General features: G+C 44.0%; 31 protein-coding genes and 2 pseudogenes. 20 read left to right on the top strand and 13 right to left on the bottom strand.

Annotation, left to right across the window (positions count from 1 at the left end; all coding sequences use genetic code 11):
• Positions 1-180: 180 nt before the first annotated feature.
• From AB1K91_RS02625 to AB1K91_RS02560, 14 genes and pseudogenes are all read left to right on the top strand, one after another.
• Positions 181-1,377 (top strand): hypothetical protein, encoded by a 1,197-nt coding sequence (locus AB1K91_RS02625; RefSeq protein ID WP_413087901.1) that lies wholly within the window; start codon positions 181-183, stop codon positions 1,375-1,377.
• Between the two features lie 12 nt (positions 1,378-1,389).
• A complete protein-coding gene (locus AB1K91_RS02620) occupies positions 1,390-2,115 on the top strand; it encodes a hypothetical protein (protein ID WP_413087899.1) in 726 nt (241 codons plus the stop codon).
• Positions 2,116-2,139: 24 nt separating this feature from the next.
• Complete coding sequence (locus tag AB1K91_RS02615) at positions 2,140-2,355, top strand: helix-turn-helix domain-containing protein (RefSeq protein ID WP_413087897.1); 216 nt, start codon at positions 2,140-2,142, stop codon at positions 2,353-2,355.
• Positions 2,356-2,526: 171 nt separating this feature from the next.
• The gene (locus AB1K91_RS02610; RefSeq protein WP_413087895.1) at positions 2,527-2,745 is read left to right on the top strand and encodes a hypothetical protein; all 219 of its coding nucleotides are present in this window, start codon (positions 2,527-2,529) and stop codon (positions 2,743-2,745) included.
• 141 nt (positions 2,746-2,886) lie between these two features.
• Entirely contained in the window at positions 2,887-3,114 is a 228-nt protein-coding gene (locus AB1K91_RS02605) for a hypothetical protein (protein WP_413087893.1), read from the top strand.
• On the top strand, positions 3,111-3,596 hold the full coding sequence (locus tag AB1K91_RS02600) for a hypothetical protein (RefSeq protein WP_413087891.1): 486 nt from the start codon (positions 3,111-3,113) through the stop codon (positions 3,594-3,596). The genes AB1K91_RS02605 and AB1K91_RS02600 overlap by 4 nt, the downstream gene beginning before the upstream one ends.
• A gap of 12 nt (positions 3,597-3,608) precedes the next feature.
• A complete protein-coding gene (locus AB1K91_RS02595) occupies positions 3,609-4,235 on the top strand; it encodes a hypothetical protein (protein ID WP_413087889.1) in 627 nt (208 codons plus the stop codon).
• A 31-nt stretch (positions 4,236-4,266) separates the two neighbouring features.
• On the top strand, positions 4,267-4,884 hold the full coding sequence (locus tag AB1K91_RS02590; protein WP_413087887.1) for a hypothetical protein: 618 nt from the start codon (positions 4,267-4,269) through the stop codon (positions 4,882-4,884).
• A complete protein-coding gene (locus AB1K91_RS02585) occupies positions 4,862-5,320 on the top strand; it encodes a phBC6A51 family helix-turn-helix protein (RefSeq protein ID WP_413087885.1) in 459 nt (152 codons plus the stop codon). Before AB1K91_RS02590 ends, AB1K91_RS02585 begins: the two co-directional genes overlap by 23 nt.
• A 3-nt stretch (positions 5,321-5,323) precedes the next feature.
• Positions 5,324-5,689, top strand: a complete 366-nt coding sequence (locus AB1K91_RS02580) for a hypothetical protein (protein ID WP_413087884.1) — start codon at positions 5,324-5,326, stop codon at positions 5,687-5,689.
• A gap of 108 nt (positions 5,690-5,797) precedes the next feature.
• Complete coding sequence (locus AB1K91_RS02575; RefSeq protein ID WP_413087882.1) at positions 5,798-9,076, top strand: phage tail tape measure protein; 3,279 nt, start codon at positions 5,798-5,800, stop codon at positions 9,074-9,076.
• Positions 9,077-9,169: 93 nt separating this feature from the next.
• Entirely contained in the window at positions 9,170-10,006 is an 837-nt protein-coding gene (locus tag AB1K91_RS02570) for a hypothetical protein (RefSeq protein ID WP_413087880.1), read from the top strand.
• 18 nt (positions 10,007-10,024) lie between these two features.
• Positions 10,025-10,357, top strand: coding sequence for a hypothetical protein (locus tag AB1K91_RS02565; RefSeq protein WP_413087879.1), 333 nt, complete (start codon positions 10,025-10,027; stop codon positions 10,355-10,357).
• A gap of 447 nt (positions 10,358-10,804) precedes the next feature.
• Positions 10,805-10,897, top strand: a pseudogene (locus AB1K91_RS02560) (iron-sulfur cluster assembly accessory protein); the annotation flags it as partial.
• Between the two features lie 171 nt (positions 10,898-11,068).
• Here AB1K91_RS02560 and AB1K91_RS02555 read toward each other — a convergent pair.
• The 3 genes and pseudogenes from AB1K91_RS02555 to AB1K91_RS02545 form a co-directional block, all read right to left on the bottom strand.
• Positions 11,069-11,649, bottom strand: a pseudogene (locus AB1K91_RS02555) (HAD family hydrolase).
• 31 nt (positions 11,650-11,680) lie between these two features.
• Positions 11,681-12,061: a helix-turn-helix domain-containing protein gene (locus tag AB1K91_RS02550; protein WP_413087877.1), complete on the bottom strand. Its 381-nt coding sequence runs from the start codon at positions 12,059-12,061 to the stop codon at positions 11,681-11,683.
• Between the two features lie 479 nt (positions 12,062-12,540).
• Positions 12,541-13,146: an esterase/lipase family protein gene (locus AB1K91_RS02545; protein ID WP_413087875.1), complete on the bottom strand. Its 606-nt coding sequence runs from the start codon at positions 13,144-13,146 to the stop codon at positions 12,541-12,543.
• Between the two features lie 271 nt (positions 13,147-13,417).
• On the opposite strand from AB1K91_RS02545, the gene AB1K91_RS02540 reads away from it, so the two are divergent.
• Positions 13,418-13,885, top strand: coding sequence for a GNAT family N-acetyltransferase (locus AB1K91_RS02540; protein WP_413087873.1), 468 nt, complete (start codon positions 13,418-13,420; stop codon positions 13,883-13,885).
• Between the two features lie 176 nt (positions 13,886-14,061).
• Positions 14,062-15,537 carry a sugar porter family MFS transporter gene (locus AB1K91_RS02535; RefSeq protein ID WP_413087871.1) on the top strand — a complete coding sequence of 492 codons (1,476 nt, stop codon included), beginning with the start codon at positions 14,062-14,064 and terminating at the stop codon, positions 15,535-15,537.
• A 54-nt stretch (positions 15,538-15,591) separates the two neighbouring features.
• On the opposite strand, the gene AB1K91_RS02530 is transcribed toward AB1K91_RS02535, so the two are convergent.
• The 3 genes from AB1K91_RS02530 to AB1K91_RS02520 form a co-directional block, all read right to left on the bottom strand.
• The gene (locus tag AB1K91_RS02530; RefSeq protein ID WP_413087869.1) at positions 15,592-16,044 is read right to left on the bottom strand and encodes an ASCH domain-containing protein; all 453 of its coding nucleotides are present in this window, start codon (positions 16,042-16,044) and stop codon (positions 15,592-15,594) included.
• 128 nt (positions 16,045-16,172) lie between these two features.
• The gene (locus tag AB1K91_RS02525) at positions 16,173-16,970 is read right to left on the bottom strand and encodes an MBL fold metallo-hydrolase (protein WP_413087867.1); all 798 of its coding nucleotides are present in this window, start codon (positions 16,968-16,970) and stop codon (positions 16,173-16,175) included.
• A 104-nt stretch (positions 16,971-17,074) separates the two neighbouring features.
• Positions 17,075-18,058: an NAD(P)/FAD-dependent oxidoreductase gene (locus tag AB1K91_RS02520; RefSeq protein ID WP_413087866.1), complete on the bottom strand. Its 984-nt coding sequence runs from the start codon at positions 18,056-18,058 to the stop codon at positions 17,075-17,077.
• Between the two features lie 300 nt (positions 18,059-18,358).
• On the opposite strand from AB1K91_RS02520, the gene AB1K91_RS02515 reads away from it, so the two are divergent.
• Together AB1K91_RS02515 and AB1K91_RS02510 are read left to right on the top strand one after the other, a co-directional pair.
• Positions 18,359-19,576 carry an NAD(P)/FAD-dependent oxidoreductase gene (locus AB1K91_RS02515; RefSeq protein ID WP_413087864.1) on the top strand — a complete coding sequence of 406 codons (1,218 nt, stop codon included), beginning with the start codon at positions 18,359-18,361 and terminating at the stop codon, positions 19,574-19,576.
• Positions 19,577-19,625: 49 nt separating this feature from the next.
• Positions 19,626-19,865, top strand: coding sequence for a hypothetical protein (locus tag AB1K91_RS02510; RefSeq protein ID WP_413087862.1), 240 nt, complete (start codon positions 19,626-19,628; stop codon positions 19,863-19,865).
• On the opposite strand, the gene AB1K91_RS02505 is transcribed toward AB1K91_RS02510, so the two are convergent.
• The 3 genes from AB1K91_RS02505 to deoD form a co-directional block, all read right to left on the bottom strand.
• The gene (locus AB1K91_RS02505; RefSeq protein ID WP_413087860.1) at positions 19,821-20,294 is read right to left on the bottom strand and encodes a divergent PAP2 family protein; all 474 of its coding nucleotides are present in this window, start codon (positions 20,292-20,294) and stop codon (positions 19,821-19,823) included. The two genes, AB1K91_RS02510 and AB1K91_RS02505, sit on opposite strands and share 45 nt — an antisense overlap.
• A gap of 76 nt (positions 20,295-20,370) precedes the next feature.
• Entirely contained in the window at positions 20,371-20,964 is a 594-nt protein-coding gene (locus tag AB1K91_RS02500; RefSeq protein WP_413087859.1) for a biotin transporter BioY, read from the bottom strand.
• A gap of 105 nt (positions 20,965-21,069) precedes the next feature.
• Positions 21,070-21,780, bottom strand: coding sequence for a purine-nucleoside phosphorylase (gene deoD, locus AB1K91_RS02495; RefSeq protein ID WP_413087857.1), 711 nt, complete (start codon positions 21,778-21,780; stop codon positions 21,070-21,072).
• A 192-nt stretch (positions 21,781-21,972) separates the two neighbouring features.
• Here deoD and AB1K91_RS02490 point away from each other — a divergent pair, with 192 nt between their 5' ends.
• Positions 21,973-22,233: a phosphocarrier protein HPr gene (locus tag AB1K91_RS02490; protein WP_413087855.1), complete on the top strand. Its 261-nt coding sequence runs from the start codon at positions 21,973-21,975 to the stop codon at positions 22,231-22,233.
• A 355-nt stretch (positions 22,234-22,588) separates the two neighbouring features.
• On the opposite strand, the gene kapB is transcribed toward AB1K91_RS02490, so the two are convergent.
• Genes kapB through AB1K91_RS02475 form a run of 3 tightly spaced genes read right to left on the bottom strand, consistent with a single transcriptional unit; the run spans position 22,589 to position 25,030 of the window.
• Complete coding sequence (kapB, locus tag AB1K91_RS02485; RefSeq protein WP_413087853.1) at positions 22,589-22,972, bottom strand: kinase-associated lipoprotein KapB; 384 nt, start codon at positions 22,970-22,972, stop codon at positions 22,589-22,591.
• The gene (locus AB1K91_RS02480) at positions 22,969-24,168 is read right to left on the bottom strand and encodes a MalY/PatB family protein (RefSeq protein WP_413087851.1); all 1,200 of its coding nucleotides are present in this window, start codon (positions 24,166-24,168) and stop codon (positions 22,969-22,971) included. Before AB1K91_RS02480 ends, kapB begins: the two co-directional genes overlap by 4 nt.
• Before the next feature lie 49 nt (positions 24,169-24,217).
• A complete protein-coding gene (locus AB1K91_RS02475; protein ID WP_413087849.1) occupies positions 24,218-25,030 on the bottom strand; it encodes an alpha/beta fold hydrolase in 813 nt (270 codons plus the stop codon).
• 265 nt (positions 25,031-25,295) lie between these two features.
• Between AB1K91_RS02475 and yugI the strand changes: the two genes are divergently transcribed.
• Positions 25,296-25,661, top strand: coding sequence for a S1 domain-containing post-transcriptional regulator GSP13 (gene yugI / locus AB1K91_RS02470; RefSeq protein WP_413087847.1), 366 nt, complete (start codon positions 25,296-25,298; stop codon positions 25,659-25,661).
• A 44-nt stretch (positions 25,662-25,705) separates the two neighbouring features.
• On the opposite strand, the gene AB1K91_RS02465 is transcribed toward yugI, so the two are convergent.
• Positions 25,706-25,939, bottom strand: a complete 234-nt coding sequence (locus tag AB1K91_RS02465) for a DUF378 domain-containing protein (RefSeq protein ID WP_413087846.1) — start codon at positions 25,937-25,939, stop codon at positions 25,706-25,708.
• Between the last annotated feature and the right edge of the window lie 77 nt (positions 25,940-26,016).

Here is a 26,016-nt window from a genome sequence, read left to right as displayed (position 1 = left end):
CAATTTATGTATTTTTTATTACGAGAATGTTTCGTTGTGATTAATGTTACATTACAAACGCGAAAAACGGACATGAAAAATGCTCCAAACGCAATCGGGACGCGTACATACAGTAGGGGGTACTTTTTGCCCTTTGCTTATTTGATGGTTGTTACTAACAAAATTTATGGGAGTGATTTGATGACAATCAATGTAGTGGATTCGATCATGGGTAGTGGTAAGACGAGTTGGGCAATCAATTATATGAACAAAGCGGACAAGCCACATAAATTCATTTACATCACGCCGTATCTTTCCGAAGTGGAGCGAATACAAGAGCAGAGTACCCGTGATTTCATTGCTCCGAATAATAACAATAGCGAAGGGAGTAAGTTGCGCAGCCTTAAAGAACTTATCGTAAGTGGATGCGATATAGTTTCGACACACTCATTATTCCAAGCTTCTGACGACGAGCTAATCGATCTATTAACGGACGCAGGTTATACGTTAATTCTCGATGAAGTTATGGATGTTATTGAACAAGCAAACATAACTAAGCGAGACATAACAGACTTACAGCGATTGGGTCATATCCAAATAGTCGATAATAAAGTGGTTTGGAATTGCGATGAGTATGTTGAAGGTCGATATCTGGACATTAAGTTACTAGCAAACTCAAATAATTTATTTTACCATCGCGGCCAGTTTTTAATATGGGCTTTCCCGCCGCAAGTATTCCGCGCTTTTGATAATGTCTTCATACTAACATACCTTTTCGATGCACAAATCCAACGCTACTACTTCGATCTCTATAGCTTCGATTATAAATACAATTCTGTCCAGAAGCAAGGCACTGAATACGTTCTCGCAAGTTATGACCGTTCTTCGGAGAATCGGCAGGAGCTTTTTAATCTAATTGATTTATATGAGGGGAAATTAAATGAGATCGGAGATAGGGAAAATGCCTTTAGTTCAAGTTATTTAGGTAACATGAGCGCAGAAATAGAAGAAGAAATTAGAAACAATATCTACAATTACTTCCGGAATATCGCGAAGGCTAAATCAAAGGAAATCTTATGGACCACAGTTAAAAAAGCGAAGTCAGGACATTCCGGAAGAGGATATACAAGGTCATTCCTTCAATGTAATGCCCGTGCAACTAACGAATATAGTGACCGCAAAGCATTGGCGTATGTCTTTAATCGATATATGAATCCATTAGAAAAGGCGTTCTTCCAAGACAACGGTGTAAAGGTTAATCAAGACTTACTAGCGGTTAGTGATTTGCTGCAGTGGATATACCGTTCGCGGATTAGAAACGGACAACCTATTCAACTTTACTTGCCGTCGTCAAGAATGCGTCGTGTACTTCGGGAATGGGCGGAATACAAACTTTAAAGGAGTGGTCGAATGAGGTATCGGAATCCGGGAGAGGGCTCGATTAGATATGCAAGAGATTATGTTTATGGATTAAGCAAGTCGGCCGCACTTCAAGTTATTACCTCCTTATTACGAGGGGATCTCCATGATAAGAGTGATAAGCGGATAAAGACTTGTGATTACTGTGGATATCTTTATCGTGACAGTACTAAACCAAATAATAGTAAGACATGCTCTGCTGGCTGTAAAGTTGCACGTGATACGATACAGCGCCAAATGAAACGTGAGAAACAAGCGCTTTTTAAACCAAAGAAAAGGACCAAGCGCGAACTGAATTATTACCACTGGTTTGAATACCCTTTTTGGCTAGATGAATACGAAATGCTTAAATCTTCATGGAAGCACGAAGCACCTTACGACGTACACAAGATAGAGCGTATTGCCGCTGCAAAGCAGAGGGATAGTCTTATCGGTGGGAAACGCAAGCCGAAGCACGTTGTACCCTACAATGGGAATGAAGTCGAACGACCAAAAGTATCGGTTAAATTCGGAAAGCCGATCGGAAGAGAGCCGGGAGAAGTGAAAACATATTACATGGATCCTGACGAGATAAATAAATATCTCATTGAGAAATATGGGGTTAAAAAAATGTATCACGAAAGGAAAAGAGTAAGAAATTTAGCCGCAGTAAAAAGGTATAAGGGGAACGAGGTAGGTACGCAAGCCGGCAGCGTATCTGCTATTTCTTTGGCTTAATAGTGATAAAAAGGAGGGTAGCTTATGAGCGGGGATAAATTTAAGACAATAAGATTGTATCTAGGAATGAATCAGACACAATTCGCCGAGTTTTTGGGAGTGGCGCAAGCAACAATTGCGATGATTGAGTCCGGTAAACGACGAGTCAGTGACGCTGTAGCTGCTAGACTTTCCCATAAATTCATAGTTACAGAAGAATATATGAGATTTTCAGAAAATCATAGAAGAATTATACAGTAACTTTTTCCATGATTATATTGGTTACTATCTACACTTGTCCAAAATAACATTACCATATCAAATGTAAATAGTCAATAACTTTAAAAAATTATAGCTAACACCCGATGAAGGCTCATACCGTGGCAGAGCTGGAGGGTGTCTTTTTATACAAAAAATAAAAGAGGGGTTTCAATGGGATCAAATGAGATCTGGAAGCAGGAAAAGGGGTGGCTTGCTGGATACACAGAAGACCGAGAGCTCATTCGCCGAATCAAACGCTATAAGAAAGATTGGCAGATTACGGCCGAGTATTTCAAGTGGGGCAAACTTATCGGCGTTCATTTCCGGATACCGATTGAGCAACGCCGTCCGGCCGAGAGAATGTTCGATTGTAAGGTAACAGATTTTTAATGTTTTAAGCCGTTCTAAGACAACTAAGCAGTCGGAGGTATAAACACTCTAAGGCACTGCCTAACGGCTCTAATTCGCACGTTTTGTATGGATTATCTGTTCATTACAATCAAAAACCAAAGAAAAAGCGAGGGCGACGAAATGAACGAACAATGGATAAAGGAACGCGCAGAACTGGAAAAGCAACTAGAAGAAGCAAAACAAACCGTACTCAGGTATCAGCGCACAAGCGGAGCAAAAAGAACAGTAACAGAAAGTGAGTATCAAAGAGCATTCAGTAACGTACTTGTCCTTTCTACTAAAATAGCAAACGGAAATCATGAAGCTGGACGACCGGCTGCCGAACAATCTCCGAGGCTAGCCGAATGAAATACACATTGTACCTAGCCCAGGCCGGCGACGATGCGCGGACAGTTTATTCGTACATTCTGACTAACTTTGAGGGCGAAAAACGGTCTGGCATATTCGTAGCAACCGGCGAGCATAAGCACGACGAAGAATACTGCAGCCATGTCGCCTTGCAGCGGGCTTTACGAGATACGGCAAAAGAACCCGGAGTGATACAGCTTACTGTCCACGTAGATGGTCCGCTTGTGGATCCGATTATATTTCAAGTAGAGGGCATTAACTCACCGTTATATCCTTCGCTAGCCAAAACAACAACCCGCCTAATGAAACGATTCTCGGCGGCGGAGTTTGCAGCTACGGATTTTAACGACGATGATGCAAGTTGGCAGGAAATCGCAACGATGGACAACGCATTAGATCAATTAGAGTATTCCAGAACAATAAAGGGCCGCTGGCAGTTGCTATGCGATCGACTGTTTAATCCAACAAAAATAATACGATAAGGATGGGATCATATGAAATTCTCAAAAGAGTTACAAGGAAAAATCGAAGAGCTAAAGTCATTAAAAGAAAGTTTGGCGAAAAGTAATGAGACTATTAAAACCCACAACGAAAAGGTCGCAGAAGAACTTGTAGTAGCTAAAGAGGAACTAAAAGCAGCGATGGAGGCTATGGGTGACGACCCTTCCGAAGAGAATCGAATAAAAGAAAATGAGATGCGCCGGAAGGTAGCTTCTTTAGAGTTGGAAGTGAGTGGAGCAGTAGAGCGGAAAAGTGCCGTTACTAACTCTAAGAATATGAAGATCATGGCATTACACGAAGAAGTTCTCCGAGATGCAAGAAAAGAAATACTGGTAAATTATGAATCTAAGAAGGACGAGACATTGGAAACAATTGCAAAAGCTAAACAAGCTTATCTCGAAGCAGCAAAGGCATATCACGATTTGATAATGGTTGATAGTCAAGGGAAGTATTACGACTTAGCCCGTGAATTAGGAACTAACGAAAGAATGACCAAAGATAACGCTCCGAATTTGTCGGTACATCATCCGATTTACACAGATAGAGCAAGCGGCCCTAATAAGTACGGAATCATTGAACCAGAAGTATACCGTGCATGGCGACGTGGAGAAATCAAATAATTTTTAAGTTGTGAAAAAGGAGGTGTATAGATTGGTAGCAGATGATCGTAAAGAAATGCAAGAGCGCATCAAACAGTTTCACGAAGAGGTTACAAAGCGTCGTTTGGCTGCCGGATTACCTGCCGATGCTCCGGATTTAAATATCGTTCCGGCTACAGTCGGCGAGTATGCATACGTTAAGCTAGGCGGGCTTGTCCCCGTCGTAGCAAAGTACATTACAACGTTGCATAAATTCAATCGACCAATTCCGATGGATACCGAAATATTTGAGGAATATGATCTGCCGTTAGTGCTCCTGTCTCATTGTTCGGAGGATAACGGACTAGCAATCGGGCTTGAAGTGGCAATCGGTATCGTGGAGAAATGTAACGATCTAATAGAAAGCGGCGAGGAATATGATATCGACGATTTAAAAAGCCGATCATTCTACGCTGGCCAATTTATTAAAATCGGCGGCAGGCATCAGTTTACGCCGTGGGGCGGTAGCGTAACTAGAGAAGATCAGGACGAGCATAAACGTGAAGTGCAACGACTGTTAAATGACGATGAATACTTAAATAAAAAACTGCGGGAAGTTGGCGACAGGTATCGCACAATTGAACCGCTATTAGAGGAGAGATATAAAAATGCCAAGCTTAAAAGATTATGAGAAAGCACTGGATCCTACGCATGCTATAGCTGCTCGATTGCTAGTGGAAAACCAATTCAAACTCAAAAATGAGCGTAAGACGATGGAGGTGATTGCTGCAGAAGTGGGCGTTAGCCGACAAAGCCTCCATAACTGGCAAAAAAGCCCGGACTTCATTCGCTATATGGACGCCTTATCGGAGCAGCAATTGGCTATATTTAAGCCATTGGTCGACTCGCAACTCATTAAGTCAATCCGGGGAGACGCTCAAAACAATGGATTACCGAGTCAGAAGGCGTTGGAGCTTTACTATAAGCTTATCGGCAGACTCGCAGAACGTCACGAAATGTATTTTGCTGACAAGCCTACTACTCGGAAGACATTCACCGAAGAGGAATACGAAGCGGAACTCGAAGAGCTTGCAAAATTAGCAAAAAAGAAAGGAGAGGGTGAATAGACAATGATGGATACCTATTTGACTAAGCAGATGCAAAAGATACATCAAGAGCATTTCGTACAAAATCAATTCAATGGCCTAGTAACTCAGAATATTAATGAACAAAAGGCAATTGCTAAGCACATCAAGGAAAATATGAAACAAGGTCTCAAGAAGTTAAAAAAGCTGCCGAACACACCAAATCTAAAACCAAGCAAAAAGGCGCTTATCGATTTATTCGAAGTCTCCATTGATGCAATGGTTCTTTACCAAATGGGTCATTATGAAAGCGGGGATAAGAAAACTAAAGTGATTGAGCAAAAAGCAAAAAAGTATTACGAAGCATGCGAAGCCTATATTCGAAAAGTAGATAATATCAAAAATAATTAGCGTCCAATTATGGGCGCTTTTTTATTTATAAATATTTGACCATTGGTCAAAAAAGGAGAGGTTCTTCATGATGGAACATAGGAAAAGGTTTAACACCGTGATTAGATTATGATAGGAGACGTTTTAGTACGGGTAACAGCCGACATATCCGATTTTACAAAAGGTATTAATTCAGCGGTCGGCCAACTTCAAGACTTTAGCCGAAACATGTCTCAAATGGCGGCCATCGCAGGAACAGCAATGGCGGTCGGAGTGGGGGCAGCCGTAAAGACTTCGGCAGACTTTGAAGCGCAGATATCCCGCGTAGGTGCAATCGCAGGGGCTACGAGTACCGAACTAGAGGAATTGCGACAATCTGCATTAGAACTCGGAGCCAGTACTTCAAAAAGTGCGGCTGAAGTTGCTCAAGCGCAAGAAAACCTCGCAGCACTCGGATTTACGGCTACTGAAATCATCGCGGCAATGCCTGGTGTTATCTCGGCGGCAGAGGCATCCGGGGCTGATATGGCGCAGACTGCGGACGTAGTTGCATCGGCGTTAAATATATGGGGTCTTGAAGCAGGCGAAGCTTCGAGGGTTGCCGATATTTTAGCACAGACAGCGAACCAATCGGCAGCGGATATTACCGATATGCAGTACGCTTTAAAATATGCGGGAGCCCCGGCGTCAGCACTCGGGATCAGCCTCGAAGAATTAGCCGCATCAATCGGTCATATGACCGATCGAGGGCTATCCGGAGAAAACGCAGGTACAGCACTACGGGCCTCGTTACTTGCTCTATTAAATCCATCGGAGAAGAACACGAAAGCAATGGAAGCGTTAGGCGTATCTGTAACAGACGCTGAAGGTAATTTTATCGGTATATCGGGAGTCGTCGAGGAGTTTAACAAGGCACTCGAGGGTCAGACGGACACTCAGAAAGCGGCAACGCTGGCGCAGCTAGTCGGAACAGAAGCAGTATCCGGATTCCTAGCTTTAATGGAAGCTGGACCATCCGAAATCGATAAAATGACTGCATCGTTAGAAGACAGCGCAGGGGCTTCGGCAGAGACGGCCAAACAGATGAAGGATAACCTAAAAGGTGCGATAGAAGAGCTTATGGGTGCCTTCGAGACAATGAAGATTACTATAGGAGCGGCACTAACGCCAGCCATAATTGCCGTGACTAACGTAGTTAGAGACATGATAAATGCTTTCAATGGACTACCTGATGAATTGCAAACAACTTTCGCGATTTTAGCAGCTATAACCCCGATAGCGTTACTGTTCGGTGCCGGGATTTTATACATTATTTCGGTATTACCTGGACTTATAGCAGGTCTTGGCATCATCGCAGGCGTACTCGGAATATCGGTAGGGGCATTCGTTGGAATTTCTGCAGCTATATTGGCGTTAGTACCAGTAATCATCGGACTGGCCGTCGCAATAACGAAGAACTGGGACACAATTAAGTCCGCAACAGCTTCGTTATTCACAGACTTCAGCGGTACGATGGGCAAACTCGGTACTCTAATCGCAGAAACAGCATCGACGATAGGGGCGAAGGCAGCGGAGCTTGGTCAATCTTTATATAATATGCTTCCGCCAGGAGTACAGTCGGTAATCGGTGCCGGTATCGAGGCCATATCTGGATTCCTTTCGAAGCTAAAAACGGTATTCAACGATGCAATAGCGGGCGACTTCAGTAGCTTAGGCAATCTTGTTGCGGGGCTTATTCCGACTATTGTAGGTGCGCTTGTCGGCGGACTTCCTGGATTACTAATTGCGGGATCTCGTTTCCTACCGGCTATATCCGAAGGAATAACGAGCAATATCAACATGATCTCCGAGAAAGCAAACGAGATTATTTCGGCGTTACTTACCGGTATAACGACGTACTTGCCGATGATATTAACGGCCGGAGTTCAGCTTATTCAAACAATCCTTGACGGTATTGTAACGGCATTACCGCTAGTTATCGAAGGGATCACATCACTCATAACGTTCATCATAACAGCAATCGCCGAAAACCTGCCGATGATTCTCGAAGCGGGCGCGACGATATTGACTACGTTGCTGCAGGGATTGGTAACGGCGCTACCGGTAATCATCGAGGTTGTAACGACATTGATTTCGACAATCACGATGACAATTGCGGCTTTGCTTCCGTTAATTATCCAAGCGGGGATTGAACTTCTAGTTGCGCTAATCAACGGAATTGTGCAGGCTTTGCCGCAAATAATCGAGACTGTGATGACGCTTATTACGACGCTGATTAATACGATTGTTGAGCTATTGCCGATTATTATCGAGGCTGGGATTCAAATTGTGACTGCACTAATCAACGGACTTGTATCGTCGCTTCCACAGATAATCGACGCGATACTACTGCTAGTCACTTCGCTAATTGACGTAATCGTGCAAAATTTACCAATGATTATCGACGCAGGTGTTCAGATATTGCTTGCCTTAGTACAAGGAGTGATTGATGCCTTGCCTCAGCTTATCGATGCGGCGCTATTGCTAATCATTAGTGTTGTTGGCGCAATCATCGACAATTTACCGCAAATCCTAGAAGCAGGCGTTCAGTTACTGCTAGCGCTAATTGACGGAATCATCCAGATTATACCCGAGTTAATCAGTGCAATCATCGAGATTATCGGCGTAATTATCGATACTTTGATCGACCATCTGCCGGAACTACTCGAAATGGGCGGCGAGTTGATACTAGCGCTTATTGACGGAGTCCTCGACTTGCTTGGCGATGTCGGCAGCGCAGCCTTAGATATCGGCGGCGAAATCCTCGACGGAATCGGCAGCATTATCGGCGATATGATCGACATTGGAGCCGACATTGTTAACGGACTTATCGAGGGTATCCAATCGATAGACCTCGGCAGCGTTATCGCGGGGCTGGCCGATAAAATTCCAGACTGGATTAAGAAGCCACTCGGAATTCACTCGCCTTCTCGCGTAATGGCGAAGGAAGTCGGGCGTTGGATACCGCCGGGCATTGGCGTAGGTATGACTGACGCAATGGGTTCCGTATTAAAATCGGCGGAACGTATGGCGGACGAAATAACATCAGCAGCCACGCCAACAATGCCAGCGATAGACTCCCTGAATATGGAAAAATTCGAAAGTGGAATGAGGTCTTCAAGCCTTCGAGCTATGGAAACCGCTGCAAATATGGAATTGTCGGGAGCTGGAGGATCTGGTGACACGTATAATATTAGTATGCCACTTGAATATCACGGCCCAGCAACGAGAGAATCAATGACAGAGATGGCTAAATTCACTGTAAAATATCTCGAGCGTGAAATTAGAGCTGAAGGTGCGAGAAGAGGTGTTACGGGAGCAGTGAATGAAGTGAACGCCCGGTCGAGAAGGGCTTTGGATAGGTATTAAGAATAAGAGGCTTCGGCCTCTTTTACATAATTTTCTACTATTTAGGACGATTGTATTATATAATCCAGTTATAAAATTAAAGGGGAGTCTAATTTGAAAGAACCATTGTATAAAAGAACATGGTTTATTATCTTATGGCTAGTTTTATTTTTCCCGGTCGGACTTGTAATATTATGGGTTAGTAAGAAATGGAGTACGGTTACTAGATCAGTCATTACAATAGTTATTATATTGCTTGCTATAATTGGTTTCGGAACGAGTCCTGATACCTCAACTTCAGCTAATACGGACGAAGTTAAGAGCGAGGATAAAGCGGAACCTTCGGCAGCTAAAGCTGAAACTAAAGAAGACGACGCAGCAAAAGAAGCCGAAAAACAGAAAGAAGCAGAGGCAAAGGCTGCCGAAGAGAAAGCTGCAAAGGAGAAGGAAGAAGAGCAAGCAGCTAAAGAGAAGGCTGAGAAAGAAAAAGCCGAAAAGGCAGAAGCCAAAAAGAAAGTCGAACCTTCTCTCGAGGAGACTATAACTAAGGCGATTAACAAGGCTGCTGGCAAAGAATCGAACATGGATGAAAAGCGGATTAAGGAACTCAAAATAAATGATAATGCGGGAACCGAGGCGGCCGACGACAAGATTGTAATAGCCTCACTTCGGGCCGACGATAACTTTTCGGAAGGCTATATAAAGGGCGGAATCGAGGATGACTCTTCGCAGATATTTAAAAAGCTTTTCGAAAATGAAGAAGTATCCAATGTCGTTTTAGATTGGTACTACCCTCTTGTAGATCAGTATGGTAACGAAGAGGAATCCGTAATTAATACAATTGGAATGACTCGAGAGACTTTCGATAAAATCAATTGGAACAATTTCAACCGAGATAATTATCCGAATGTCGCAGATGATTACTTTATTCATCCAGTATTGAATAAGTGATATAAAGGGGCGGATAGTGTGGAAGGTAATGGTAGGTACACGTATGAAACGGTAACGGTCAGCAGGTCGGAGATTGCTACGGGTGGCAAGCGGAAAGTGAAGAATGTCCTATCGATTATAACGGGCTTTGTCCTGGCGTTAATTGCGTTATTACTAACGATCACAATTATCGGATTCGTTATTGCTATTCCGGTATGGCTCGGAGCATTTGCGGCATTTGCATATCCGTTTATATATGAAGCGAAAATAGAATGTCCGAATTGCGGAAAGAAACGGTTTGTACGGAAGAAACAAGAGACTGCGATTTGTCTTCGGTGTAGGACGCCGATAAAAGTGGAATGGATCGATTAATTAGGCGAGGTGGCTACGGCTGCTTCGCCTCTTTTTTTTGTGTTCATTTTGCCGCGCATAATTCCGATGAAAAAACGTAGGATGATAAAGGGAAGTCGATAGCGACATTATAACGATAATGTCGCGGCTTGGCAGTATATTCCGTTTACTATGCCGAACAGCACCGTTAAGCCATTCGGAATATTCCGGATCACTATTCACCTGCGGACACTCGACGGCATAGCGAACAGCATAGAGAACAGAATGTGCTTTGGTATAGACTTCAGAGTAGAATTACTGCTTGTCTTAACGGAGGACTTAGGGTAAACTGACTACAACGAGATTAACCGTTCTGTACGGTCGTGATCGACAATCCTGCGGAAGAAAAACAATCCGCCTACATAACCGAAAAACCCCGAAATATCAACGATTAGGCTATCGGAAAACGAGCGTAAAGGGTACCGATAATTCACCATCGATAACCCGAATGCCATTGTCAGCTGCGGGTGTGGGTCGTCGTTCAAGACAGCGACGAATGCTGGTACGCCGGAGAATTGCTGATTCATTAATTCAGCGAAAGTCTGAGGCTGCTCCTGAAAGAGTCTGGTACTTTAGCTAGAAAAAACCGAACTATGACGTGAATCTTTCCATCAAGATTCGCGCAAGTTCGGTTTTTGTTTTGGAGTTTCTGCCGGCACAGGCAGAAATATGGTTCGTTCGTTTTAGGCACTGTTATAATGTTAAAAGTTCCCTTGTTTCCTTCACTAAGTAAGTGGGTTTTGCCTGTTGAAGACTGGTGACGGAATGGCTGCCCCAGGCAACTGCACATGTATGGCAGCCGGCAGCATGTCCCATTTCAATATCAAATATGGCATGACCAATCATGATGCATGCATGAGGCTGCTGGCCATAGCGCTTCATAATTGTATGAATACCATCGGGGTGCGGCTTGTAATATGTCACTTGATCCGAACCAATCCAATCCGTAAAATACTTATCCAGCTGTAATGATTGTAAATTACGATAAAGCACATCTGTCTTTTTACTTGAAAGGACAAATAACTGAATACCTTTTTGTGATAATCCTTCCATACGTTATGTATGTTTTCAAATGATCTTAAGGTGACTTGTTCCAATTCTTTATAAGTGGAGCGAAATAATGTGAGTAGCTGCTCGAAGTATTCCTCGCATAAAGGCTCAGTCGACATTTCTTTAAATGATTGTTCAATCGGTATCCCCATGTAGTGTAAAACCTGATTGGAATCGGGGGGTGTCAGCCCTGAAAGTTTAAAGGCTTCTTGTGTAGCTAAAATACTGCACGTTGCTGAATCTGCTAATGTACCATCAAAATCTAATATGAATTTCGTATAAATTATCCTTTGTTTTGTCTTTTAACTGTGATGGACTTTTAAGGAGCAGACCTCCTCGGATGCGTTCGATTATGCCTTCTTTTTGAAAAGAATGGAGTATGCGATTTTGATGCCGGACTGTTGTATTGATACAGCCTGCTATTTCTTTCAGGTCTTTGCTTGCAATTTTTTTCTGTACACAATTTCCATTCTCATCATGCGTTATGGAGTATAAATAACTTGCAAAACGAACATCGGTTGGATGAAGTAAATGAAAAGAAAGCGTGGTAGACTTTGTAAGGGATTTCCGGCTTATTATATCAAGCAGTGTACTGTCTAAATCGCTCGCAGCCCGCAGCCGATTTGCTTCATTCACAGAAATCCGCCCAACGACTATTGGAGTGACTGCTTCCACCGTATTTAATAGATGTACATTCTGAATTAGCTCCACATCTCCAAACACCTCTTAAGGACAATTAAACGCAACGATTAATTGTCTGCCTTCAGGAGAAGTGGTATAAATCTTTACCTTCCCTTTAACGAGGAAACTAAATATACTCCAAGGGATTGCCCTGTTGGCAGATAAGCTCGCCTGATGTGAATTTCAACCATCTGATTTTGCAGTTTGATAGCTTATACTTCATCCTGATCTGTTCTAAATAAGTTGGAATCAATGCTTGATCAGATAGGAACTTCATCGAAAAGACCTCCTTCTTCTGAGTTTATCGAAAGACTCAGATTTCTTAAAGGACATATGTCCAGAAATATCCAAGAAAGTGAAAAAAGCCAGCAGGGAATATTCCCCGCCAGCTAAAAATGCATCAATTTGATATACCAGTCACATTAATTAAAGAGTTATTCTGTAAGCGCCTCTTTAATATAGTTGTTTACTTGATAGCTGTTCAGAAGACCGATATGAGAAACCCCATAGATCCTGATGTTATTTGCACCAGATAAAATAGACAAGTAGGAACTGACAATAGAGTCGCTCGTCGAGTAGATGGAAGTAGTGTCTATGCCATCAGGAGCTACGCTTGTGGTAAGTCGATTCGCTCCTCCTATTGTCACCAGCTTATCCACTTTATCATTTCCGCCTTTGTTCAAGATGTAATAAAGGCTGTTTGCTCCGCCCATGCTATGCGCGACGATGTTTACTTTGTCACTGCCTGTTTCCGCGAGTACATCATCAACGAATTCTCGAATGGCAGCTGAATTCAATTCTTGATGCCCTTGCTTGCTAGGGAGGTCAATGGCAAACAGCTCTTCATCCGACCAGCCTTGTCTCTCCAGATATCTTTCGATGAAATAGAAATTCGAATCCGATCCTGTTAAGCCGTGAACGAAGACAACGGGTGTGTTGTTGACAGCAGCGTAGGATTTTGCTGGCTGCAAGGAGATGGTCAATGAAAGTACCATTGCGAGACTGACAAACAAAACAGTTATAAACTTACTTCTATTCATTTCATGTTTCCTCCTGAATATTAATTTATGTAATCCTATCTTAAATTGTAAAATATAAAATGGAAAACCGGTATTGGGAAAATGGTGGTGATGAACCTCCTTTTAATTTCCTATTTGAAAGCTAATATCAGCTTTGCAATCATTTTTTTTCTCCCTTACATGAGACTCTATTTCCCAAATTGAGTGTGTCTGGAGGTGTTCACATATAAATAGTGACAATATATGCTAGGATTATATTTAAAAAATCTAGCACCAAAGCAGGAGGAATAGGATGATCACATTTGCTGAACCGAAGGATGCGTATGAAATCCATCGTGTCATGCTCGCTGCATTTGAGGAATACAGATACATCGCCGCTCCATCCAGTGCATTGGATGAAACGGCAGCTTCTATTAAATCTTTATTAGAGGATGAAAAAGAAAGAGCCCTTATATATTGGCAGGCCGATAAAGCGATAGGTGCTCTTCGATTCAAAGAACAAGAAGATGCTTTATACTTCTTCCGTTTGTCTGTCCGTCCAGAAGAAAGAGGGAGAAAAATAGCGAGACAATTACTTTCGGCTTTAGCCGACCATGCTGTCAGTCATGGATTTAATATGCTGCGCTGTCAAGTGAGGCTTTCCGTCCGGCGAAATATTGCATTATATGAGCAGGAAGGGTTTTCCATCAGTGATAGGAAAACAGTCATAAAACCTGATGGTGCAGAAATAGAAACGGTCTTTATGACCAAAAACCTATAACAAGTGAAAAACGCTCTGTAATACCACTGTTACGCGGAAAATGAAATTGTCATACAAGAAAAATGATTATCTTAACAGATTACGGGTATATAACTCCTACCAACCCCTACATACAACCAAGGGTAAAGGCACTGTTTGTACTGCAGACAACATGCGAAAAATGGAGGAGAGAGAAGATGGACAAACAAGCGAATGGCAGAGGGAATGTCCCTCAAATCGAGGATGATGGCCGAAGTTCGAAGCGGAGGTTGAGACTGATTGCATTCATCTCTACCTTCGGAGGATTATTATTCGGATATGACACAGGTGTCATCAATGGAGCGCTGCCTTTCATGGGGCAGGAAGACCAACTGAATCTGACGCCCTTAACAGAAGGAATGGTGGCGAGTTCCTTGCTTCTCGGTGCAGCGTTCGGTGCTGTATCCGGCGGGAAGCTTGCCGATAAAGTCGGGCGCCGGCGTGTCATTTTATACTTGGCTGTCTTATTCTTTATCGCGACTTTGGGCTGTTCTTTCGCGCCGAACACGGAGACGATGATTGCCTTTCGCGTACTGCTCGGACTAGCTGTCGGTGGTGCATCGGTTACAGTTCCGGCTTATCTTGCGGAGGTGTCACCTTCTGAGTCGCGCGGGAAAATGGTGACGATCAATGATTTGATGATCGTTACCGGTCAGCTGCTTGCTTATTCTTCCAACGCATTGCTTGGAAATCTATTTGGAGATACTGCACATATTTGGCGTTATATGCTTGTTATCGCAACATTGCCTGCGATTGTATTATGGTTCGGAATGCTTGTCATGCCGGAGAGTCCAAGATGGCTGGCGCAGCAAGGTATGCTGAAGACAGCTTTCCAGATCCTATTAAAGATCCGCCGTAAAAATCGGGCCAAACAAGAAATCGAACAAATCAAAAAAACAGTGGAGAAAGAAAAGAATCTTGATAAAGCTTCCTTTAAGGATCTGGCCATTCCCTGGATCAGGAGAATCGTCCTTATCGGATTGGGTATCGGTGTCATCCAGCAGATAACCGGTGTCAACTCCATCATGTATTATGGTACGCAGATTTTAAGTGATGCAGGGTTCGGCCGGGATGCAGCATTGATAGGTAATATTGCCAATGGTATCATTTCCGTCGCTGCCGCAATCTTCGGTATCTGGCTATTAGGCAGAGTACGTCGCCGACCAATGCTGATAACCGGTTTTATCGGAACGACAAGTGCATTGCTTTTGATAACAATCGTGACAACTTTCTTTGAAGGTACTGCTCTGCTGCCATATTTGGTTTTGGGCCTCACTGTAACATTCCTGGCATTCCAGCAAGGAGCGGTGTCACCTGTCACATGGCTGATGCTGTCTGAGATCTTCCCTTCACGCATTCGCGGAATGGGGATGGGGATTGCGGTATTCTTTCACTGGATGACGAACTTCACTGTGAGTTTGACATTCCCGGTCCTGCTTAGCGCAATCGGACTGTCCAGCACTTTCCTGATCTTTGTCATACTGGGTATTGCTGCGATTATCTTCATCCATAAAACGTTGCCGGAAACGAAGAATCGCTCATTGGAGGAATTGGAGCAGGACTTCCGTCAAAAGACAATCCGAAAAACAGTACCGAAAATGAAGAAAAAAACAGAAGTGGGAGAAAGGGTTTGAAACAGTTCAACGCTAATGGAAAGACGCTCGGAAACTTTTCCAAGCGTCTTTTCATCATTTTTTTATATCTACTAATTCAAAACGCTCACACACTAGCTTCATGTCTTCTGAATATTCGAGTCCTAACTTTCTCAGCTCTTCCGTAAAGAATTCTACGTGAACATCCTTCCAATATCGGTACGTTCTGTCCCCCTCACCTTCAGCAATGGCAAACTCCTCTGGAACCTCATTCATCGGCATTATTTTTACATCAGAGGTTCTGATGATTGCCAGTGGTTCATCTTTGCTGCTTAAGACAATATTGTAATCATCAACGGAGGGCAAAGGCTCGTTTTCGAGTTCATAAAAAATCAGTCCCGAACAAGTGGCTGTTTTTATACCATCCATTACTAATTGAGCCAAGTAATCGGGATCAGCTCCGAATTGCCATGCACTGACTTTGTTTGGTTTTTGTTTATCTTGGGCCTTCCAGAATTCATCCCAATATGACTGTGATAACTGATTCATATTTTTCACTCCTTATACAAAAATAAACAGTTCCAACATATTATATCATTCGAAATCCTAACAAGGCGCAAAACAAAAAGAAAGCCCAATTCGCAAGTGAATTGGACTAATCAAATGTTGATGAATTTTTATTTGCTTGTTTCAGTTAACTTTTTGAGACCTTCTTCCAATTCTTCAAAGAAAGCAGGCATGCCGTGACCGGTTCCGGCTGCTTTGGGATGCAGGTCCTTCAATTTCCGGATCGAGCGAAAGGCTTCTTGCTCGTCCATGGTGAAGTAGCGGGGAGGACCATTGAATTCTTTTTGCTGTGTCAGAACTTTATGCAGGGATTCTTGCTGGACAGTCGTAAATGCATCGCCGGCAATCAAGACTTTGTCTTCTTGGTGGAATAAGCTGATATGACCCGGTGTATGTCCAGGAGTGTGGATCCATTGCCACCCCGGCAGATGCGGTACTTGATGATCAAGCGGGATGAGGCGTACATGCTGGCTCAAATCGATGCCTGCATTCGGGAATGTTTTGGATATTTTCGTGATCAGACCACCGCCTGCATTTGTATTGCCTTCCGGATAGTCCAGCTGTCCGGTCAAATAAGGCAATTCCAATTCATGCGCATAAACAGGAACATCCCATTCTTTCACCAGCTCTACTATACTGCCGACATGATCGAAGTGGCCATGTGTAAGGATGATGCAGGCTGGTTTTGCGTCTTCTCCAAACAGCTCGGCAGCTGCCTGTTTGATATTGCCCGCGGTATCGGGTACACCGGCATCGACAAGCACCCATTCTTTTGTATCAGGGTTTTCAATGAAGAATACGTTGACGATTCTGTCCAAATATCCATGGACGGTCGGGGAGACGGTCGTTTCCTTTCCGCTCTTGATCGAGGCAAGCGGAATCAAGCGATGTTCGAATTCGTTTTCCATACAGCTCCTCCTTTATCGCTACTAGTGTGTGATAGAAGGGCTTCCTTATACAAGAAGCATATAAAAAGCACCGGTTTCCTTAAAGGTAACCGGTGCGCTTGTGTTTAAAACATGCTTGTGGAATGCTTTGGCTGTACACGTGCATCTGGATCGATATACGTTTTGGCATTGTTGATGGCTGTCGGGCCTTCACCGAATCCAGAGGCGATCAAGTTGACTTTACCTGGATATGTGCAAATATCACCTGCAGCATAGATACCAGGGATATTCGTTTCTTGTTTTGTATTGACAACGATGCTGTTTTTCTCTATTTCCAAATCCCACTGTTTGATCGGTCCAAGGGAGGAGATGAAGCCATAGTTTACAAGCACTTCGTCTACATCAATCGTTTCTTTTTCTTCGCTTTTCACCTTTTGCAGGACGACTTGCTCGATGCGGTCCGTACCCAGCATTTCGACTGGAGTATAAGGAGTCATGATTCTTACATTGGACTGCATAAGTCGTTCCACACTGTGTTCATGGGCACGGAATTCATCTCGGCGATGGACGAGGATGACTTCTTTGGCGATCGGTTCGAGCATCAGCGCCCAGTCGACCGCGGAATCGCCGCCGCCGGCCAGCAATACACGCTTGCCGGCGTATTTTTGCATATTATCCACGTAATAGTTCAAGTTGATGCCCTCGAACTCATCACATCGTTCAACCGTCAAGCGGCGCGGCTGGAAGGCACCGTTGCCTGCCGTGATGATGATGGTCTTGGAGAAATGCACGTCCTTGTCCGTCTCGATGCGGAATGTATCATCTTCCAAACGCTCGACTTTATCGACTGACTCACCGAGTGCAATCGTCGGATCGAAGCGTTTCAGCTGTTCCATAAGGTTGTCCACCAATTCCTGTGCACGGATCTGTGGGAAACCTGCTATATCATAGATGTATTTTTCTGGGTATAGGGCAGAAAGCTGTCCGCCGACTTGGGGAAGGCTTTCAATGATTTTGACACTTTGCTGACGCATCCCACCATAGAATGCGGTGAAAAGTCCGACTGGACCTGCACCGATGATGGTCACATCATATACTTGATCTGACATACCGGTTCCTCCTAGTATTTTTAAACGTAACAACTGGTATTTTATCATAGTTACAGAAATATGAGTAAGAAGAAGGATTTTTATCTCGAAAGTAGCAGGCTCTATGCCAGGAATAGCTTCTCCTTTATTGGTTGATTAAAGGAAAGAAAACGTTTACCATAATATTGATGAAGGTTTTGTGACAGTTTTATGTTTTCATCTGCTTTATAAAGTGAATAGTATCACAAACAAAAAATTAATGTGTTGTTAGGTTGTTGCAAGCTTTGGAAAACCAAACTATGTTAATGGATGTGATCGAAGATGAGCAAACCGAAAATTGTGATTGCAGGCGCAGGTTACGGCGGCCTGATCACGACAGTGAAACTTCAAAAACTGATTGGAGCGGACGAGGCGAGCATCACACTCGTCAACAAACATGATTACCACTACCAGACGACATGGCTCCATGAAAATGCGGCTGGCACGAGGCATCATGACCAGACACGCATCGCAATCAAGGATGTCATCGATGCGAAAAAAGTCAATTTCGTCCAGGATACAGTGACGAAAATCAAACCGGAGGAAAAGAAGCTGGTGATGGAGAATGGCGAACTCTCTTATGACTATCTTGTCGTCGGACTGGGCTTTGAGCCAGCGAACTTTGGCATCGAGGGACTTCTTGACCATGCGTACATTATCCGCAGCATCAACTCTTCCCGCTTGATCCGGGAACATATCGAGCATAATTTCGCTGTCTATAATAATGAAAAAGAAAAGAAAGAAGAGCGGTTGAATATCGTCATCGGCGGAGGAGGATTCACTGGCATCGAGTTTGCCGGAGAGCTTGCAGAACGTGTGCCGAAGCTGTGCAAGGAATATGATATCGACCGTGATAAAGTGAGAGTCATCGTTATTGAGGCTGGGGCGTCTGTCATGATGGGATTCGATCCGCAGCTCGTCGAGTATGCCTTGAATTCGTTGGAATCGCGCGGAATCGAATTCCAGACGAATGCCTTCCTCAAGGAAGTGACGGCCGACAGCATCGTTTATGAAAAAGCAGGCGAAAGGCACACGGTAAAAACCAATACAACTGTATGGGCTGCCGGTGTCAAAGGCAATTCCATCCTGGAGGAATCCGGTTTCGAAGTGAACCGCGGCAAGGTGATGGTGACAGAAGATCTTCGCGATCCGAATCATGACGATATCTTTATCGTTGGTGACTGTGCTGCCATCATGAATGAAGAAACCGGCAAACCATTCCCTCCGACAGCCCAGATAGCTACGCAAATGGGATTTAATTGTGCCCAGAATCTAAAAGCACTCATCCGCAGGGAAAGCAATACGCAGAAATTTGTTCCAGAGATCAAAGGCACACTTGCTTCCTTGGGCGGCGGTGATGCCATGGGTGTCGTAATGGGCAAGAAGCTGTTCGGGAAACCAGCGGATGTCATGAAGAAAGCATCCGATAATCGCTATCTCTATCAGCTGGGCGGTGTCGGATTGGTCTTGAAAAAAGGGAAATTCAATATCTTCGGCTAACGAAAAAAGCAGCCAAGCGGCTGCTTTTTTCGTATAGGGCGTGATTCATTTGTCGATGCTGTTACCAGAGGTGAAAGATATGATCCGACGTTGGTGCAAAAGAGCTTTGCTTTGTACTCTCTGGCTTGCAGCTATGTATGTGACATGGAGCCAGCTGACCAATTTGACAGTGGAAGACGTCATCGAATATGAACAAAGGCAGCTTCCAGTACATGATTCAGAAGGCAAGCAGCTGCAGCTACAGTCAAAACAGCAAATAGATGACAAGGGAGATGGCGATGCCGGTTAATGCTCCGAAAAAGACTTCTATCGGCTGGTGGCCGAGCATTTCCCTGATCTCGCGATTTTTTTCGAATTCCTGCTTACTGCCCCAGTTTCTTGCTTCCTCGACAAAGCGCTGGAAATCCTTCAAGAGCAAATTCAGCAAGATTGCTTGCTCACCTGCTTGTCTTCTGACACCGGATGCATCAAACATGATGATGATGCTAAAAACGAAGGAGGCAGCAAATACGGGAGAGCTGAGTCCGCTTTCGAAACCAATGGAAGTCGTGAGTGCAGCTACCGCGGCGGAATGGCTGCTCGGCATTCCTCCTGTACTGAATGCTAAATCAGGCTGAATGCGTTTATCTGCAATAGCACGGATGGGCACTTTGATTACCTGTGCGAATATTATCGCGATCAATGCACTCCATAAAGGCAAATTCTGGAACAATGACATGTGCGGCGACATCCTTTCGGGAAAAAAGCTATAATGTATGATGTAATCATTATAACTAAATTTCCCTGAGAAAATGTCATTTAAACGAAGTATTATATGTTACTTTACCTTTTCCAAACGCATAAGCCACTCTCGGATAAAACATTGCTGCAAGTATCGCGAAACAGATATCTTTGACAAAGAATGGGACCATGCTGATCCAAGCGGCCAAATAACTAATATCCACGCTCATCCAAAGCTGCATGGCAGCGTACATATAGGTGACCCCGATAAGATAATTCACCAGCACGCCAGCGATCACCGCTCCGAAAATTCGAAATCGGAAGTGGGTTTTTTCCATGATGAATCCAGCGATGAATGCAATGAATATGAAAGATAGCAAGAAACCGCCAGTAGGTCCTGCAAAGACAGCAAAACCTCCTGAGAGATCCGCGAATATTGGCAGACCAGTCAAACCAAGCAATATGTAACAAATCATGCTGTAAGATCCCCACTTGTACCCTAACAGCAAACCGGCAAGCAATGCGAAGAAAGGCTGCATCGATAATGGCACTGTTTGTCCTCCGATTGGAACGGCGAGAAAAGGCAGCCAGACCGAAATATTCCCACCGACGGTCATCAAGCCGACAAACATGGCGCTTGCAGTCAATTTACCAGTACGACTCATCATTTATCAACTCCTTGATGAAATAGTAAACAAGCTCCTGTTTATTGTCAACCTATTTTTTTATTGGGTTTACAATTTAAGCATAGAAAAAGGCATAGAAGCCTCCTTCTATGCCTGGATTGCAGCATCCAATGCGATTTCCATCATGTCGCTGAATGTAGTCTGACGCTCTTTGGCAGTTGTTTCTTCACCTGTCAGGATGTGATCGCTGACTGTGAGGACGGATAGTGCCTGACAATCATGTTTCGCTGCAAGTGTATACAGGGCAGTTGTTTCCATTTCAACAGCCAAGACGTTATAATCCGCTAATTTTCCATAGAACTCCAAAGTGTTGTCGCGATAGAAGCGATCGCTTGTAAAGACGTTTCCAACACGGATATTCAAGCCCTTGGCCTGTCCGGCCTGATATGCTTTCAATAGCAAATCGAAATCAGCTGTCGGAGCGAAATCGACCGTACCGAATTCCTGGCGGTTCATTTGGGAATCGGAGCTGGATGTGGAGGCGAGGATGACGTCCCGTACTTGGACATCTTTTTGGATAGCGCCGCATGTGCCGACACGGATGAGTTTCTTCACGCCGTAGCTCTGAATCAATTCATTCACATAGATGCTGATGGAAGGAACACCCATTCCAGTACCTTGAACAGAGATTTTTTCTCCTTTGTACGTACCAGTATAGCCGTACATTCCTCTTACTTCGTTGTAGAGCTTCGCATCTTCCAAAAATGTTTCAGCGATGTATTTTGCGCGCAGCGGATCACCAGGAAGCAGGATCTTGTCCGCAATCTGGCCAGCTTCTGCATTGATATGTACACTCATGACAGCACTCCTTTTTGCTAGATGTGTCAAAATTACCATAAAAACAGGATAAACTCAAACTTCTGCCGCGTGGCGGTTTTTAAACTTAAAAAAGTGGCTTATCCATTTAAAACCGCTTTCTTATCTCCTATAATGAAATATGTTATTACAATCACATTCAATTACATGTACATAAGCTTTGGAGGGAATAACATGCAAGAAAAGACTTTCACAATCACAAGCGAAACGGGGATCCATGCGCGCCCTGCAACGTTACTCGTCAATAAAGCCAGTCAGTTCAATTCTGAAATTGAACTGACATACAAGGAGAAAAAGGTCAATCTGAAATCGATCATGGGTGTCATGTCACTAGGTGTCCCGCAAGGTGCACAAGTGGTCATAACTGCAGATGGTAACGATGAGGAAGCTGCATTGGAAGGTATTAGAGAAATATTGGAAAACCATTTAAGCTGATTAAAAAGGCTGGAGAATTCTCTCCGGCTTTTTTACTTTTCTAAAGATATAAAGGGGATGGGATATTCCATTATACCTGTGGGAACAGCTATCAAAGATACTATGGATCTAGTTCAAAAAAGTTCCTTTTTGGGAGTTTTTTCTAGGTTTTGTATTTAGTTCTGAGGAATATTTTTCACAATATCGAATTAATAATTTAATCACTATACATACAACAAGTCGAGGAACATGCTGTGATCCCGATCCGGGATAGAAATCGAAGGCGATTTATAGTACCGAATAAACGTAATCACACGGTCCCGGGAGCTCGAGACAATTGATAAAAGGCAGGAGCAATGCTTCCTGCCTTTTTCTTTCAGCCGAAATAATCTTTTTCCAGCGAACCCATATTTGAGAGTGCGAGATCACGGTAAGCGGAGGCGGGCTGTCCATTTAAATCTTCCTTGAGCTGCTGCAATGCTGTCTGTAAAGAAGCGGGATAGTCTGGAATGTCATCTGTGAATGCAGTTACGGCAGACTTCGGTATATTCGCTTTTTCATGATGGGCGAGTGCCCGTCGTTCATGGAAGAAGACACCTTCTGTTTCCTTTGGATTGTGCAGATCGCCTTGTTGCGGATGTTTAAGGACTGCAAGTACTTCTACTAAATAAAATTTGCCGCGCTCTTCCTTGATTCTACCGACATAGGCACCAGTTTTGTACCGAGCTTTTACAATACTCCCGATTTCCAATGGGTTCATATCGCTGCCTCGAATTCTTTCAGGCTGTTCATCAGGCGCTTGAGCGCATCACGCATCGTTTCAGGTGGACAGGCGATATTCATCCGGACAAAACCAGCACCAGCTTCGCCGAATTGAATGCCGTCATTGAATCCCAGCTTCGCTTTTTTAGCAAAGAAATCCATCAATTCTTTTTGTTCCAGGTTCATATTGCGGCAATCAAGCCACATCAAATAGGTGCCTTCCAGCGGAGCAAGCTGAATCAGTGGATTATCCGCCAATGCATCTTCAGCCAGCTTTTTATTGACTGCCAATATATCCAAGAGACCTTTCAGCCATTCCTCGCCGTCCATGTAAGCAGCCTCCATCGCAGCAACCGCCATTGTATTCAGCATATGGAACCCTTGCTTGGAGAATGTTTCTTGCAGCTGCTTGCGCTTATCTTCCTGTTCGACGATTGCATAGGATGCTTGCAGTCCTGCTAAATTGAATGTTTTCGATGGTGACAAGAAGGTGATCGTCCGTTTACTCATGTCCTCGGACAGGCAAGCAATCGGGATGTGCTGATGTCCTTCATGAATCAAATCAGCATGGATTTCATCCGACAGCAGCAGAACATCATAGGTTTGACAAAGATTCGCTAGCTGTCCGAGCTCTTCTTTTGTCCAGACACGACCAACTGGATTATGCGGATTGCATAAGATCATCGCTTTTGCTCCTGCTCGGAAACAGCTCTCCAACTGTCTGAAATCCATTCGGTATGTACCATTCTCGGCGATCAAAGGATTTTCGACAAGTTTGCGGTCATGTGCTTTGACTACGTTATAAAAAGGTGCATAAACAGGTGTTTGGATGACGACTTGATCGCCAGGTTCTGTGAATGTCTGAATCGCCATATGCAGACTAGTCACAACTCCAGGGCTATACAGGAGCCAGCTGGGTTTCACACGCCAGCCATGGCGTTTTTCTACCCAATCGGATACGACTTTGGAAACAGTGGCATCAGTGATCGTATAGCCATAGATGCCATGTTCCGCCCTATTCTTCAAGGCTTCGATCACGGCTTGCGGAGATTGGAAATCCATATCCGCAACCCACATCGGCAAAACATCTTCCGCTCCATATAGTGCCTTCAAATTGTCCCATTTTACGGAGCGGGAATTCCGGCGGTCATGAATTATTTCGAAATTATGCATATTCCCCATTCCTTTCATCATTTCTTTCTCCCATTATATAAATAAATGCTTCGAAAAGCGAAATGATTGATCAGTCCATAAATGAGACCAGTGTCTCGGGTGTCTCTTCCGGCAGGAGATGGCCAGCATCCGGAAGGACATGAAGCGTGGCGTTGGGAAGCTCTGCAAGCAGACGATAGCCGATGGAAGGTGGAAGCAATGGATCTAAATCGCCCCAAAAAATGACTGTCTCTGCCTGGATCTGTTGCAGGCTGTCATTTGGCAAGTCCCCGCCTCGTGTCTGGATGAAGGCCGCCAGATTAGGATAAAGTTCCTTTTTCATGAAGGGGATGCTGTACGCCACTACCATGCGCAGGGTGACTTTCTCGGGATCGGCGACGAGATGGCGCAGGAATTTGACAACACTGCTTGCTTCGAACACGAGCTGCATGATAGCAGGGAAGAAATTGGCGGAAGCGATCAGGCTGCTGAATGCGTCAGTTGGCAGCATATAGCTTGATGGGGCGAACAGATACAGTTTATTTATGCGGTGGGGATACGCATATGCAAATCGCATCGCAATTTGGCCGCCCATGGAATGTCCGCCGATATCCAGTTTTTTGATATGCAAATGATCCAAAAGGGAGACGACAAGGCGAGTGTAATAGTCATATGAAAACACCGCTTTTGCACATTTACCACTATTGCCGAAAGGGGGGAAATCCATTGTCAGCACATGATATCGCTGGCGCAGCTCGGGAATCATGCGGTGGAAGCAGTATCCTGAAGCTAGGAAACCATGAAGCAAAAGGATCGTACCCGAAGTATGATCGTTGAGAGATGGGTAAAAACGGTAATTAATAGCTGATTCATCGTGATGGTAGATATCGTTCGAGTAAAACATCCTGCGTTGCCCCTTTGCCTCCAATTATCATTAGTTTCAGCTCCTTTCGCCTTTATATGCAAAAAAAAGAGCAAAGCGATACGCATCGCTTTGCCTACAGGGGGAATACGAGAAAGTCTTACAGTAGTATGTATTGCCCAAATAATTACGGTGCAAACCTGTTCTGAGAAAAAAACATCATTTTATAATTTTTTGCCGAATCCAACTTACTATGATAGAATTATATATTGCGAATAAAAGTAGAAAAAATCGGGAGTTGTTTAGTATGGCAGAGAAGTTTGAAACAGGACAAGTATTGACAGGAAAAGTTACGGGAATCCAGCCTTACGGCGCGTTCGTCGCTTTGGATGAGCAAGTACAAGGTTTGGTTCACATTTCCGAAGTGACTCATGGTTTCGTTAAAGATATCAGTGAACACCTATCCGTAGGTGATGAAGTGAGAGTCAAAATCCTTGATATCAACGAAGAAAACGGTAAGTACTCTCTTTCTATCCGTGCGACGGAAGAGGCTCCTGCCAAAACGCAAAACAGCCCAAAACAAGCTGTTTCCGAAGATGCGCCAGCAGGCTTCAACACATTGAAAGATAAACTGCAGGACTGGATCAAACAAACAGAAGGCAACCGTAAATAATGGAAAGACCCCCTATCGCAGGGGGTCTTTTTTGATTTATCCGCTTATGCCTTGGTTGTTGTCGCTTCTTCCACTTCTTTACGCTCGAGGAAAAGTGCAGAAATCGACACTAGACCAGCCAATCCGACAAGACTGTAGATGATCCGCGGCAAAGCGGCCGCCTGACTGCCATTACCAAAGATACCTGCAACCAAGTCGTAGTTGAATAAACCGACTAGTCCCCAGTTGATCGCGCCGATTATGACAAGAACAAGAGCGATACGCTGTATCATATTCAACTGCATAACCTCCATTTCATGAAGCGAGATGATAAATCTTTCTTAGCATGCGTTTGTTGGATGATTTTATTCCTATA

This window comes from Terribacillus jepli (genome assembly GCF_047228925.1).
In the GTDB taxonomy this organism is placed as follows: domain Bacteria; phylum Bacillota; class Bacilli; order Bacillales; family Amphibacillaceae; genus Terribacillus.
Note: the sequence above shows the minus strand (reverse complement) of the source record. Positions and strands in the feature narration are given on the sequence as shown.

Bases quoted from the DNA above. Each gene is read 5' to 3' on its own strand.
- AB1K91_RS02575 (WP_413087882.1), top strand. From the start codon at position 5,798: ATGATAGGAGACGTTTTAGTACGGGTAACAGCCGACATATCCGATTTT.
- AB1K91_RS02480 (WP_413087851.1), bottom strand. From the start codon at position 24,168: ATGATGAAAGGAATGGGGAATATGCATAATTTCGAAATAATTCATGAC.
- yugI (WP_413087847.1), top strand. From the start codon at position 25,296: ATGGCAGAGAAGTTTGAAACAGGACAAGTATTGACAGGAAAAGTTACG.
- deoD (WP_413087857.1), bottom strand. From the start codon at position 21,780: ATGAGTGTACATATCAATGCAGAAGCTGGCCAGATTGCGGACAAGATC.
- AB1K91_RS02515 (WP_413087864.1), top strand. From the start codon at position 18,359: ATGAGCAAACCGAAAATTGTGATTGCAGGCGCAGGTTACGGCGGCCTG.
- kapB (WP_413087853.1), bottom strand. From the start codon at position 22,972: ATGAACCCATTGGAAATCGGGAGTATTGTAAAAGCTCGGTACAAAACT.
- AB1K91_RS02505 (WP_413087860.1), bottom strand. From the start codon at position 20,294: ATGTCATTGTTCCAGAATTTGCCTTTATGGAGTGCATTGATCGCGATA.
- AB1K91_RS02545 (WP_413087875.1), bottom strand. From the start codon at position 13,146: ATGAATAGAAGTAAGTTTATAACTGTTTTGTTTGTCAGTCTCGCAATG.
- AB1K91_RS02595 (WP_413087889.1), top strand. From the start codon at position 3,609: ATGAAATTCTCAAAAGAGTTACAAGGAAAAATCGAAGAGCTAAAGTCA.
- AB1K91_RS02620 (WP_413087899.1), top strand. From the start codon at position 1,390: ATGAGGTATCGGAATCCGGGAGAGGGCTCGATTAGATATGCAAGAGAT.
- AB1K91_RS02610 (WP_413087895.1), top strand. From the start codon at position 2,527: ATGGGATCAAATGAGATCTGGAAGCAGGAAAAGGGGTGGCTTGCTGGA.
- AB1K91_RS02615 (WP_413087897.1), top strand. From the start codon at position 2,140: ATGAGCGGGGATAAATTTAAGACAATAAGATTGTATCTAGGAATGAAT.
- AB1K91_RS02540 (WP_413087873.1), top strand. From the start codon at position 13,418: ATGATCACATTTGCTGAACCGAAGGATGCGTATGAAATCCATCGTGTC.
- AB1K91_RS02605 (WP_413087893.1), top strand. From the start codon at position 2,887: ATGAACGAACAATGGATAAAGGAACGCGCAGAACTGGAAAAGCAACTA.
- AB1K91_RS02625 (WP_413087901.1), top strand. From the start codon at position 181: ATGACAATCAATGTAGTGGATTCGATCATGGGTAGTGGTAAGACGAGT.
- AB1K91_RS02500 (WP_413087859.1), bottom strand. From the start codon at position 20,964: ATGATGAGTCGTACTGGTAAATTGACTGCAAGCGCCATGTTTGTCGGC.
- AB1K91_RS02585 (WP_413087885.1), top strand. From the start codon at position 4,862: ATGCCAAGCTTAAAAGATTATGAGAAAGCACTGGATCCTACGCATGCT.
- AB1K91_RS02535 (WP_413087871.1), top strand. From the start codon at position 14,062: ATGGACAAACAAGCGAATGGCAGAGGGAATGTCCCTCAAATCGAGGAT.
- AB1K91_RS02600 (WP_413087891.1), top strand. From the start codon at position 3,111: ATGAAATACACATTGTACCTAGCCCAGGCCGGCGACGATGCGCGGACA.
- AB1K91_RS02475 (WP_413087849.1), bottom strand. From the start codon at position 25,030: ATGTTTTACTCGAACGATATCTACCATCACGATGAATCAGCTATTAAT.
- AB1K91_RS02490 (WP_413087855.1), top strand. From the start codon at position 21,973: ATGCAAGAAAAGACTTTCACAATCACAAGCGAAACGGGGATCCATGCG.
- AB1K91_RS02530 (WP_413087869.1), bottom strand. From the start codon at position 16,044: ATGAATCAGTTATCACAGTCATATTGGGATGAATTCTGGAAGGCCCAA.
- AB1K91_RS02520 (WP_413087866.1), bottom strand. From the start codon at position 18,058: ATGTCAGATCAAGTATATGATGTGACCATCATCGGTGCAGGTCCAGTC.
- AB1K91_RS02525 (WP_413087867.1), bottom strand. From the start codon at position 16,970: ATGGAAAACGAATTCGAACATCGCTTGATTCCGCTTGCCTCGATCAAG.
- AB1K91_RS02580 (WP_413087884.1), top strand. From the start codon at position 5,324: ATGATGGATACCTATTTGACTAAGCAGATGCAAAAGATACATCAAGAG.